The sequence below is a fragment of the Polaromonas sp. P1_E3 genome, from assembly GCF_056405935.1.
The window spans coordinates 1-1,080 of the sequence record NZ_JBFUBD010000656.1 but is presented as its reverse complement, the minus strand read 5'-3'; the positions used below and the strand labels follow the sequence as shown (position 1 = coordinate 1,080).

Annotated in this window: 2 protein-coding genes; one reads left to right on the top strand and one right to left on the bottom strand. The window is 61.7% G+C overall.

Annotated features, from left to right (window positions below):
- Positions 1-637, top strand: a 637-nt coding sequence (locus tag AC1D0Z_RS22560) for a M23 family metallopeptidase (protein WP_477660372.1), incomplete at its 5' end; no start/stop codon positions are given.
- 138 nt (positions 638-775) lie between these two features.
- Here AC1D0Z_RS22560 and AC1D0Z_RS22555 read toward each other — a convergent pair.
- Positions 776-1,080, bottom strand: a 305-nt coding sequence (locus AC1D0Z_RS22555) for a hypothetical protein (RefSeq protein WP_477660371.1), incomplete at its 5' end; no start/stop codon positions are given.

The window sequence follows — 1,080 nt, the reverse complement described above, 5'->3', positions numbered from 1 at the left end:
GCGCAAGGAAGAGGCAGATACACAAGTCATACAGCCCGCCACACCGCCAGCCAGCCAGACGCTGGCGCCCGCCATGCCGGCAAGAGAGGTCGACAAGCCATCGCTTGTGGTTCAGACCATAGAGGCAGCCGCGCCCTCACCTGCCCTGCCGCCCCCACCCGCATCTGTCGCAGGCGACACGGACATTTCGCAGTTACGACTACGCGTCCTGACACTTCCGGTGCAAGGCGTCATGCCCGCCCAGCTCAGCGACACCTACACCCAGGCGCGTGCAGCAGGCGCCCCGCATGAAGCCATAGACATCATGAGCGCACGCGGCACGCCRGTGCTCGCCGTCGAGGACGGTAAAGTGGCCAAGCTGTTCTTGAGCAAGCCTGGCGGCATCACGATTTACCAGTTCGACCCGGCCAGCCAGTACGCGTACTACTATGCCCACCTGGACCGCTACGCCGAAGGCCTCACCGAAGGCACCAGCCTGCGCAAAGGCCAGGTGATCGGCTATGTCGGCAGCACCGGCAATGCATCACCCGACGCACCACACCTGCACTTCGCGATCTTCAAGTTGGAGCCGGAGCGCCAGTGGTGGCGCGGCACGCCGCTGAATCCTTATCTTGTCTGGCGCGACGCCAGGCCGTAAACAACCCGGCCGAYGGCGCGCCGGCTCATGCAGGCCGTTACACACTTACCCTCCCGGCAAGCGACTTCACTCCCGCGTTCCCGAACAGTCGGGCACGTAACCGCAAACCGCAGCGTGGCAGGCGGCTCCTCCACGACCTCAACGACCGTGCAAGACCTGAACAGCAGATGTTCGCTGTGTCGAAGCTGAGTGCGTCAGGCTTTCGCGGGTATAAATCCTGCACTGCCACTTATTTCCGTCGATGGTTGGCTTGAATATAAGATCGGCGCAATCACCAAAAACAAGCTTGCTGCGCAAGCCGCCTTTCATCGGAGGGAGACCGATACGTGAAAACAGCGAATACCCACGCAATTTCTGACGATTCAGCGAGCGTGGCCACACAACCAGCGTGGGTGGTTCTGGTTCTTTGTGTCCTGGTCCTGCTGCGGGCGAGAACCATGTTC